This window comes from candidate division KSB1 bacterium (assembly GCA_022562085.1).
Taxonomy (GTDB): Bacteria; Zhuqueibacterota; Zhuqueibacteria; order Oceanimicrobiales; family Oceanimicrobiaceae; genus Oceanimicrobium.
Map to the genome: position 1 here is coordinate 1 of JADFPY010000128.1, position 11,409 is coordinate 11,409.

Consider the following 11,409-nt stretch of genomic DNA (forward strand, 5'->3'; position numbering starts at 1 on the left):
GCCACGATGGTTTTCCCAGAGCCGACATCACCTTGCAGCAACCGGTTCATGGGAGAATCTTTTTTCATATCGTCGCGAATCTCCCGAATAACTTTTTTCTGTGCGGCGGTAAGTTCAAATGGCAGCGACTCAATCAGCTTTTTTGTCCGCTCGCCAACTTTGAGAAATTCGATGCCTTTCCGTTTGATTGCTACACTTTTTTTCCGATAAGCCAGCATCAGCTCCAGATAAAACAGTTCGTCGAATTTCAGTCTTTTACGTGCGGCTCTCAAAAAATCCTTATCCTTCGGGAAATGCACGTTTTCAACGGCCTGCATTAAACCGATTAATTCCTGCCTCTTTAGAATATCTTTGGGTAATGAATCACGAAGCTCATGTGCATAACTTTTTAAAGCGACTTTCATCACTCTACGGAATCCACGGCTGTCCATTCCAACTTTCCCAAGACTTTCAGAAGAAGGGTACAAAGGAATAATCCTTCCTGTATTTAAAAAATCATTTTCTCCATCGTCACTGAGCTTGTCAAATTCCGGATGTACCATTTGGTACTCGCCAAAATAGCCAACTTTACCGCTAAAAGCAATGGTCTCCCCTTTTTCAAAGATTTTGTTCCAATACTCAGCACGATGAAACCAGACACCGCTTAAAAACCCTGTGCCGTCAAATAGCACCAAAACGAAACGCTTCCGCCGTCCCTGCTTAATGCCGCAAAACTGCACTTTTCCGACCACAGTGGCGGTCATGTTCTCTTTTAAATCTTTGACTTTGTTGATGTGACTGCGATCTAAATAGCGGCGGGGGAAATAATAAAGCAGGTCATGAATCGACTCCACCCCAACTTCACACAGACGTTCTGCACGCTTTTCTCCTATTCCTTTTAAAAACTTTACTGAAGTGCTGAGGTTTTGAGAGCTGGTACCAACCACATCTTTAAATTGATTATTGAATATTGTTTATTGAAAAGCCTTGATTCATTTTTTTTATGACAAATTATAAACGGAGCTCGACCACAATTATACTTAAGTTTTTTTCGCTAGAAATAATTCAGTTCTTGATTAAGAAAAATTTTAAAACAGTAATAATATTCAATCATCAATAAACAATTATCTATTATAGCGCACAACATATTCAACAACGACTTCAGCATCTTTGGGAATCTCAATACTAAATTCGATTGTTGCAGCATCTTTCTTTTTGTACTCGTGAGTGTTTCGCAGAATTTCCCAGCCAAAATTGACATGCTCGATGATCGTCACCCGCACCGATTCCTCTTTGTGATTTCGCAGCTTAATTTGCCATGTTTCTTCCCAGGCAGTTTTGCCGATTGATTTACGCTCTTTCTGAGTCCGGTCCCCGACGATGTCAAAAGCGTTGCCCACATAAACCCGAACTTTCTCGTCTTTTGGAGTGTGGTCGATAAAATCTTCTCCGATGAAAACGAGCGATTTATCATCGTCGCGTTTATAAACCCGCACTTTACCCTTTGGCAGCGGCATGCCAAGACCAGATGTTTTTTTATTCTCAAACTCTAAGTTCACCCGAACTTTTTTTCGATCGCGAGCGCCATTGTAAGAGTAGGTTTTGTTTACTTTGACTTCAGTGGGAGAAAATAAGGAAATTTGCTTAATTTGATTGTTCGCAACAGTTGCGGGCCGCTGCAAGGTGTAAATGTGATATTCAAAAAAGGCTTTTTCTTCGAATTGGGGCGCACTCGCTATCATCATCTCAGCCTGGCCTCGCCCCCTTCTAAGAGGTCTAATATCCTGAGCTCGATGTACATCGCCAGCCACAAGTTTGAGTTTGGCATTCTCGTAAGTCGCGCCCGATTTATTGTCAACAGAAACCCAACCGCTGAGCTCTAAAATAGTATCGTCTTTGTTCACAACCCCGACGTACTCAGCGTGCCATTGAATCCCGTTGGTTAAATAACCAACCTCAGTTTGGTGTTTCCCTGCTTGTTGACAATTGATCGACCAAACTAAAGTCGGGCGTGTGATTAACCCGTCCGGAAGCTTCGGAAAAGCCATATTTTCGACCGCTTCCCGCCTAACTATTTTGATGCCGCCGTCGGATTCCCTTAAAATAACATCCCTGGCTGAGGCATTTAACAAAGTGCCGGAATAAGCCGTGCCTTCTTTGGTCTCAAGTCTAATTTCCTGCTCGATGTACTTTTGCAAAATCCTGGTAGCATTGACCAGATCGTACTCATAGTTCTGTTCCAAAATTTCGACTTTGTCGGGGGCAGTGAGAGAAACAAAATAAACGGAAGTCGGATCGATTTGAGCAGCAACATCCTGAAACTTGATTTCGAAAGTTCCTTTGGCGAGCTGTAAAGTTCGGACATCTTTGACAAGAGCCAAATTATTGTTGTAAATCGTAAGGCCGATTTCTTTGTTTTGGGCAAGGGTGTTGGAACCGCAGACAAGCAGAAAAAGGGAAATTAGAATTTTCTGGATATTGAATTCCATTCTATTTATGCTGCTAGGCTCTCCAAATTCGTCTTAAGCTTATTCAAATTAGATTCAAAGTCTACCTTCTTCTTCTTCTCAAGTTCGACAATATTTTCCGGAGCCTTGGATAAAAAATCTGGACTTTGCAGTTTGGTGTTCAACCCTTCCAACTGCTTTTCCAAGCGCGAAATATCTTTATCCAAGCGCGCTCTTTCAACTTGAAAATCGATAAGTCCTTCCAACGGCAGGAAAATTTCAAGGTTGTTTATAACTGCGCTCGCTGCTTTTGGCGGCCTGGCGGCAGTTTTGTTGCACTCGAGTTCGTCGACTTTTGCAAGCTGTGCAAAGTAGTCTTTGTTCAACAATATCGAATCCTGCAACTTGCCGTTTTGGCCGCCGACCGCGACGATCACCTTCGCCTTTTTATGCGGCGGTACATTCATTTCACCACGGATATTTCGAATCGCTCCAATCATATTCTGAAGAACTTCCAATTCTTTTTCTGAATTATCATCAATAAAAACGCGATTCTCAACCGGCCACATTGAAATCATGATGCTTTCAGCGTCCTGTTTATTGCGGACTTTGAGCCAGAGTTCCTCAGTGATAAAAGGAATAACCGGATGTAGCATTTGCAAAATTTTCTTCAGAGAGAATGTAGCAACTGCGAGAGCAACTTGCTTTTTTTCAGGAGCTTCAGAATTATACAATCGAGGTTTAATAAGCTCCAAATACCAATCACAATATTCTTTCCAGAACAAGTTATAAATTGCCTCATTGGCTTCATGAAATTTAAATTGGTCAAGCGCGCGAGTCACCTTTCGAATAGTTCTTTGGCAGCGGCTGAGAATCCAGCGATCCGCCAAATCCAACTTCCTCGAAGACGAAGCTTTCTGAATAAAATCCGGGTTGGCATTCTCGAGGTCACTCTCTGCTAAATTCATCCAGAGAAAACGAAAGGCATTCCAGACTTTGTTCGAAAAATTGCGACCGACCTCGAAGGTGCGTTCCGACAAGTTGATGTCCTGACCTTCGGCAGAAAGATCGAGCAGGGAAAAGCGAACGGCGTCGGCGCTGTATTTGTTCACCATCTCAAGCGGATCAATGCCGTTGCCGAGGGATTTGCTCATCTTTCGGCCTTGCTCATCCCGAATAATTCCGTTAAAATAAACATCCTGAAACGGCACCTCCCCCATGAATTCCAAACCCATCATAACCATTCGAGATACCCAGAAGAAAATGATGTCAGGACCGGTGACCAAAGAATCAGTCGGATAAAAATAATTCAGGTCCTGGCTTTTCTTAGGCCAGCCCAAAGTGGCAAACGGCCAAAGTTGCGATGAAAACCAGGTATCCAGAACATCTTCTTCCTGCTTAAAAGTACCCTCGCCGCATTTCTTACACTTAGTTGGCGGCTTTACCGATGCAACAACTTCATCGCATCTCTCACAGGTGTAGACCGGAATTTGGTGACCCCACCAAAGCTGCCGACTAATACACCAATCGTGAATATTTTCGAGCCAATTAATAAAGACTTTCTGCCAACGCGCGGGATGAAGCTTTACTTTTCCATCTTTTACAGCCTGCAAGGCAGGTTCAGCCAGCGGTTTCATTTTGACAAACCACTGCTCAGACAAGCGCGGCTCAATTCGTGTTTTACAGCGGTAACACTGGCCCACGGAATGGGTATGGTCCTCGACTTTCTCGATAAAATCACCGTTTTTCAGATCCTTTAACAAATGCTTTCTCGCCTGCAACCGATCCATGCCGGAGAATTTTCCGGCGCTTTCGTTCATCGAAGCATCGTCATTCATAATATCGATTGCGGCGAGACCCTGCCTCTGCGCCATCAAAAAATCATTCGGATCGTGCGCCGGGGTTACTTTGACCGCTCCGGTTCCGAAGTCCTTATCCACCATGTCATCCGCGATGATTTCCAGCTCTCGGCCAACGATTGGAAGAATAGCCTTCTTTCCGATAAGGTCCATGTAGCGCTTATCCTTCGGGTGAACAGCGACAGCAACATCGCCAAGCATAGTCTCGGGACGGGTTGTGGCAACGAGAATAAAGCGGGTGGTGCCAAGAACCGGATATTTAATATACCAGAGCGAACCTTGATGTTCTTCGTGATCAACCTCTTCATCTGAGAGAGCTGTTTGGCAGCGAGGACACCAATTAACCAGATATTTGCCTCGATAAATAAGTCCTTTTTTGTAGAGGCGAATGAAAACTTCCGAAACCGCTCGGGACATTCCTTTGTCCATTGTAAACCGCTCCCGCTGCCAATCGCAGGAAAATCCCATTCTTTTCAACTGTTCTATAATGCGGCTGCCGCGGTCTTCTTTCCACTCCCAAACCAACTCGATAAATTTCTCCCGGCCCAGGTCGTCACGGCTTTTATTTTGCTCCTTTCGCAGCACTCGCTCAACCACGTTCTGGGTGGCAATGCCGGCGTGGTCGGTTCCAGGCAGCCACAGCGCTTCTTTATCCCGCATCCTCTGAAACCGGATAATAATATCTTGAATCGTATTGTTAAAAGCATGTCCCATATGCAGTATATCAGTCACGTTCGGCGGCGGGATCACAATCGTGTACGGCTGGCGGTCGGTATTGGCTTCTGCATGAAAATAATTCCTATCCAGCCAGAACTGATATAGGCGATCTTCAACGCTTTTTGCGTCGTAAATTTTTTGTAATTCTTGCTGCATTTTACTCCAACAGATACGCTAAATTCATAAAATTAAACCAAAAAATATACGAATATTCGGGTCGAATGTCAATAACTTAAACAGGGTGAAAAATAAAAAGGCAGGGTATTAAAAACTGAAATTTTAATGTAGAAACTCGTGGCTTGGTTAAAGCTCAAGCCATTTTCCATGCGACTTAATCAACTCAATCAACCGATCATCGGCCTTCTCTTCAGGAATATTTCTTTCGACACATTCTTTACCGACAAACAGGTTAACTTTTTCTGGCCCCGCTCCAACGTAGCCAAAATCTGCGTCCGCCATTTCACCAGGTCCGTTTACAATGCAGCCCATGATGGCAATTTTAACACCTTTTAAATGATCGGTTTTGGATTTGATTCGTTCGGTTGTGGTCTGCAAATTAAATAGAGTTCGACCGCAAGAAGGACAGGAAATGTAATCTGTTTTAGAAATTCGAACACGAGTCGCCTGCAGAATATTGTAGCTTAAGCGAAGCAAATCATCAGCGGGTAAATTTGCATCGATGTGAATCGAATCGCCGATTCCGTCACAAAGCAATGATCCAAGTTGGGAGGACGCATCCAGAATTGTGGATTCGAGATCGGTATCGGTAGAATATCGCAGCAACATGGGGAAATTAGCCTCCATCGCATCAAGCCGGCCCGCCAAGTAGCGGTAGTTTCTCACATTATTGTGATAGCCGGACAAAGAAAAGAGAATATTCCAGTAGTCAAACTCTTTACAAATGTTTAGAATAAGATTCAGCGCTTTGTCGATACTTGCGAAGTTGGCGGGCTTGATTTTCCATTCGACTGGCATGCCAAACATTTTGGCTGCACTCACTACCTCGGTTAAATCAGCATTTGAATTAGGAGAAAATACCAGGCGTTCAGCTGATTTGGCTACCTCAAAAGCCAGCTCGGGAATCTGTGAAAAATCCACAGCAAACGGAAGCCATAGCTCTCGCTTGAAGGCCCTGTTTTTTAATTTAGCGAATTGCTTGAGTTCTTCATGTGATTGAACAGAGACATGGATTGTTTCACATTCAAAAGTTTGCGTTCCGTTTGCGCCGCTAACGATCTGCAATGGGTCATTGGATTTTTTCCCGAGGAACTCAGAGATTTCGCCTAAAGCTGCCGGCGTGTCTGACAAAGAGGTTGAAAGTGAGAGTTCAACTCGCGGTAAATCATCCCCGCTTAATTTGTAGTAAATTTGATCGCAAGTCAAGGTTTGTCTGCGTTCATATTCGAATGGATTCGGTATTCTCAGGTGATTTCCGTTTTTAGAAATATTCTGAATCGTCTTATTCTTTTTTAAGTTATTATATTTTTCAACCAGCTTAAACGCTACAGGCACTTCGGCCACACTGTCTTCAGTCAGAGAAACCCGAATGGTATCGCCAATGCCATCCTCCAAAAGCGAGCCGATGCCCACTGCAGACTTGATGCGCCCCTCTTCTCCATCGCCGGCTTCGGTCACGCCCAAATGAAACGGATAATCCATTCCCAGTTCATCCATTCGAGCTGCTAACAAACGATAAGCTTGAATTGCCACCAGTGGATTTGAAGACTTCATTGAAAGAATAATTTCGTGGTAATCGTACTTTTCGCAAATTCGAACAAACTCCAGCGCCGACTCGACCATGCCTTCGGGTGTGTCCCCATAGCGGTTCATGATGCGGTCGGAAAGCGAGCCGTGATTTGTGCCAATGCGTATGGCGCGTCCCAGAGATTTGCACTTAGCAACTAACGGCTTGAACTTTTCATCAATCCTTTCTAATTCCTGCTGGTACTCGGCGTCGGTATATTCGTATTGCTCAAATCTTTTCCTGTCCGCATAATTGCCGGGATTGATTCGCACTTTTTCAACATAATTTGCAGCAACCAGTGCGGCATTCGGCGTGAAGTGAATGTCCGCAACCAGCGGCACATGAATGCCATGTTTACTTAATTCGGTTTTGATATTTTTTAAATTCTCCGCCTCGTTAATAGAGGGCGCTGTAATGCGGACAATCTCGCAGCCGACCTCAACCAACTGAATCACTTCTTCAACAGTTGCTTTCGTGTTCATCGTATCCGAGATGGTCATTGACTGCACGCGGATTGGGTTATCTCCACCGACCGCCACATCAGCGATCTGGACAACACGGGTTTTACGGCGACGATATTCAAATAGACTATCGCAGAATTTAATTTCAGAGGCCATTATTTTGAACTTAACAATTCTCCTTCTTTATAAACAACCTCCCCGCCAACCACGGTCATCCACACCTTAATATCAAACAACCGCTCTTCAGGTTCAGTCATTAAATTTCTTTCGAGAACTACTAAATCGGCGTATTTCCCGGGTTCGATTGAGCCAATCAGATCTTCGGAGAAAGCAGCCTTTGCTCCCCAAATCGTAAGAGACTTCAATGCTTCTTCACGAGTCATTTTATATTCCGGGTGCCAGCCGTCGGTGGAAAAACCGGTGGTGTCTTTACGCACACAAGCGGCGTAAAACTCAATCATCGGATTGCCTTCTTCAACGGGTGCATCGGAGCCGCCGGGAATGTAACTGCCTTGATCGATGAACTGACGCCAGGCATATCCTTCGGGCATTCGATCCAACCCAAGCCGGCGGACGGCGAAATGCAAGTCGCCGATAGCGTGACTCGGCTGCATGCTTGGAATAACTCCCAACTCTTTAAAACGAGGAATATCATCGAGATGGACGATTTGCGCATGCTCAATTCGGAATCTCGGCGGCATATGCGTCCTCTGACTTTCCGGTATTTCATTGAAGGCACGCTCGAAAAGGTCGAGAATCCTTCGATTGGCACCGTCGCCAATTGCATGAATAACCATCTGGATATTATTTTCTAAAGCTTTCTTGATCGTCGGATAAATTTCTTCGTCTTGGTAAATTAGAAGACCTTTGGTGTCTGCATCGCTATACGGTTCAAGCAAAGCGGCGCCGCGCGAACCCAATGCGCCATCGGCCGTGATTTTTATAGCGCGCACGTTCAACTTATCGTCGTACAAACCAATTTGCGGCCCTTCCTCTAACAGGCGTTCTGCGTGCTCATTTGGACCGCGGATACATACATATAAACGAATTTTCAGCTCGTCGTTTTCGTACATGTTTTTCCACAAATCGACCGTATCAAAACTGCTGCCCATGTCGTGAACTTGCGTTAAACCGTAAGCAAGCGCAACTTCATCTGCTTTTTTTGCATATTCCCGCTGGATTTCAGGCGAATCGTCCGATGGCATATATTGTCGAACCAAACTCATTGCCCGATCAATCAGCAGTCCCGTTGCTTCGCCGCTATATTGATCTCTGAGAATTTTGCCGCCCTGGGGATCTTCGGTTGCTTTGGTGATGCCGGCAATTTCCAGGGCCTTTGAATTGACGACTACGGCATGACCATCCGCACGGCCCAGAATCACCGGATTGTCCGGTGCAATTTTATCTAAATCTTGGCGCGTTGGGAATCTTTTGGAAGGCCAGTCCTCTTCAATCCAGCCGCGGCCGGTGATCCACTCTCCTTTTGATTTAGCAGCGACTTCGGCTGCCACTTTATCGAGAAATTCTTGCAGCGACTTGGTGCCATCTAAATTCAACCGAAATTCCCGCTGGCCGACCCCCATAAAATGGTAATGGCTGTCGATAAAACCGGGCGTCATTGTTTTGCCTTCCAGATCAACAACTTGAGTGCCCGTGCCGACAAATTCATCAATTTCAGCATCGGTGCCAACGGCGATTATTTTTTTATCTGCGACTGCAATTGCTTGTGCCTGTGACATATTTTCGTCGACCGTATAAATCACGCCATTTTTGAAAACGAGGTCGGCCTTTTGGCCGGAGCAATTGATTGAAGCCATGATAAAAATAAAACCAAGTGTTAGTTCAAGCAATAAGGTTTTCATCTTTTCGATCCTCCCGTTTTAGGGTTGTAACTCCAAAACATAAACAAAAATCGTCTGCAAATCAAGTACTAAAATGAAGTTAGAAAAAAATTGATCTTATGAAGAAAAGTGTTATATTGCGATCGTCTAAAATGGATGGATTGTGGAAGACCAACTCTATTACTACCCCGCAAAAAACATTAGGGTTAATTCGGGCGCCAGATCACAGAAATTTGGAAAGACAAACAGGTGTGTTTCATCAACGTGAACGATCTTATGGTTGAGAAAGGACACGCCATTTATCAGGAGTATTAAAAGCTTGGAAAGTAAAACTGAAAACAAATCATTTTTTCAACGAGTTCTTAAACCAAAAATTATTCAAGAGTGGGTGGCGGTTTGGAAAGAGCACGGTTTGAAAGAATTCATTAAGCGCAAAGGGTGGAAAATCGTCGCGGCTGTATTTTTGTTCTATTTAATCCGTGATTCATTTCTGTATCTTTTCCTGCCTTATGTTGCTACACGCGGTATCCTGGGTTGTTAGAAGTCGACATAGATGCCATCATTTTAGAGTGATGGCATCTGTAGGTAAATTAAGGAGGACTAATGACAGCACAAAATCGAAAGCGAGTTGCAATTGTCGCTGGAGCAAGAACGCCGTTTGTTAAATCCGGAACAGTCTTTAAAAATTACTCTGCCCTCGATCTTGCCGTTCATTCCGTAAAAGGACTGCTCGAAACACACAAAATTCAACCTGACTCTGTTGAAGAGCTGGTTTACGGCATCGTTATTTTTGACCCCAAAATTCCAAATATCGCCCGGGAGATTGTTTTTAACACCGACCTTCCGTCTTCTGTCCGCGCTCACACGGTTTCTAACAACTGCATTACAGGCATCCACGCAATTACTGCAATTTATGATTCAATCAGTTCCGGCCGGTCAGAAATAGGAATTGCGGGCGGTGTCGAATCTATGTCCAATCCCCCTATCTTATTTGGCAAAAAGTTTTCGCGCATACTTTTAGATGCCTCACAGCAAAAGACAGTCGGCGGCAAAATTTCGCAATTTCTGAAAATCCGTCCCTGGCATTTTAAACCGGACACGCCGGCAATCGCCGAACCCTCCACCGGATTGTCGATGGGTGAGCACACGGAAATCATGGCTAAAGAGTGGAAGATTTCCCGTGAAGAACAGGATGAAATCACCTACCAAAGCCATATGAACGCCCACGCGGCCACAGAGGACGGTCGCCTAAAACCAGAGATTTTTCCTCTGGACGGAATCGACCAGGACCTGATTATTCGAGCGGACACTTCGCTTGAAAAATTAGCCAAATTAAAACCGGTATTCGACCGAAGTGCTGCCGGTACTCTCACCGCCGGCAACTCAAGTCCGTTGACTGATGGCGCTTCTGCGGTGCTTTTAATGTCGGAGGAGCGGGCTAAAAAAGAAAAGCGGGAATCGCTGGCTTTTATCAGGGCGTTTGAATATGCAGCCATCGATCCAAGTGACGGACTGCTCATGGCGCCGGGCATTGCCGTGCCAAGATTACTTGAAAAAACGGGTCTAAAACTTTCGGATATGGACATCATAGAAATGCACGAGGCTTTCGGGGCTCAGGTCGCGTGCAACATGAAAGCCTGGGAACAAGGTTGGAAAGAAAAAGCGATTGGCACAGTAGACCGGAAAAAACTCAATCCCCTGGGAAGCTCAATTGCCGTTGGTCATCCGTTTGCGGCCACGGGGGGACGCATTGTAACGACCCTTGCCAATGAAATGAAACGGCGAGGTGCCAGGTACGGACTGGTTAGTATTTGCGCCGCCGGAGCGATGGCAGCCGCAATGATTTTGGAACGGGGTTAATTAATTTGGCTCTTTCCTTTCGATGCATTTCCTCCTGTTTTAAATAAGTGACATATAGATTTTGAATTTTGTCAGGTCACGTTGGATAATTATCCTACGTGACAGGTATTTTTTTCATATGATCTCAGGCAGTACGATTGGATAATATTCATATCATGATGTTTAGCAGAAACTGCATAAGTCTAGGAACAGACGAAAATTTATGAGCATAATGCAATAATTTTTATTGACTTTTGATTTAAGATGTATTATAAAATTAATGTTATTCAGAAATCGTACAATCACTTGTTATACTGCTTTCAAGGTTCTTTCACTATTTCCTGAAAAGAGGATTAATAGAGATCAAAGGTCTAGTTCCTTAGAAACAAGGAGGCTGTCTTGAATGCGAGATTGATTTTGATTTTGAGTGTGCTCTGCTGCCTGTGCGGGACCATCAGAGCGCAGGAAGTAACCGGAAACCTTGAAGGAAGGGTTCTAGATTCTCAACGAGGGCCTATCGAC

7 protein-coding genes are annotated in these 11,409 nt (G+C 44.6%); 2 read left to right on the top strand and 5 right to left on the bottom strand.

Annotated features, from left to right (window positions below):
• The 5 genes from IH879_11920 to IH879_11940 all read right to left on the bottom strand — a co-directional run.
• A partial coding sequence (locus tag IH879_11920) for a DNA helicase RecG (GenBank protein MCH7675643.1) occupies window positions 1–926 on the bottom strand: 926 nt, incomplete at its 3' end.
• A 177-nt stretch (window positions 927–1,103) separates the two neighbouring features.
• Window positions 1,104–2,468: a DUF4139 domain-containing protein gene (locus tag IH879_11925; GenBank protein ID MCH7675644.1), complete on the bottom strand. Its 1,365-nt coding sequence runs from the start codon at window positions 2,466–2,468 to the stop codon at window positions 1,104–1,106.
• 5 nt (window positions 2,469–2,473) lie between these two features.
• Window positions 2,474–5,158: a valine--tRNA ligase gene (locus IH879_11930; protein ID MCH7675645.1), complete on the bottom strand. Its 2,685-nt coding sequence runs from the start codon at window positions 5,156–5,158 to the stop codon at window positions 2,474–2,476.
• Between the two features lie 147 nt (window positions 5,159–5,305).
• Complete coding sequence (gene ispG, locus IH879_11935; GenBank protein ID MCH7675646.1) at window positions 5,306–7,363, bottom strand: (E)-4-hydroxy-3-methylbut-2-enyl-diphosphate synthase; 2,058 nt, start codon at window positions 7,361–7,363, stop codon at window positions 5,306–5,308.
• The gene (locus IH879_11940) at window positions 7,363–9,069 is read right to left on the bottom strand and encodes an amidohydrolase (protein ID MCH7675647.1); all 1,707 of its coding nucleotides are present in this window, start codon (window positions 9,067–9,069) and stop codon (window positions 7,363–7,365) included. Before IH879_11940 ends, ispG begins: the two co-directional genes overlap by 1 nt.
• A 298-nt stretch (window positions 9,070–9,367) precedes the next feature.
• On the opposite strand from IH879_11940, the gene IH879_11945 reads away from it, so the two are divergent.
• Together IH879_11945 and IH879_11950 are read left to right on the top strand one after the other, a co-directional pair.
• The gene (locus IH879_11945) at window positions 9,368–9,589 is read left to right on the top strand and encodes a hypothetical protein (protein MCH7675648.1); all 222 of its coding nucleotides are present in this window, start codon (window positions 9,368–9,370) and stop codon (window positions 9,587–9,589) included.
• A gap of 62 nt (window positions 9,590–9,651) precedes the next feature.
• Window positions 9,652–10,908, top strand: coding sequence for an acetyl-CoA C-acyltransferase (locus IH879_11950; GenBank protein MCH7675649.1), 1,257 nt, complete (start codon window positions 9,652–9,654; stop codon window positions 10,906–10,908).
• Window positions 10,909–11,409: the final 501 nt, after the last annotated feature.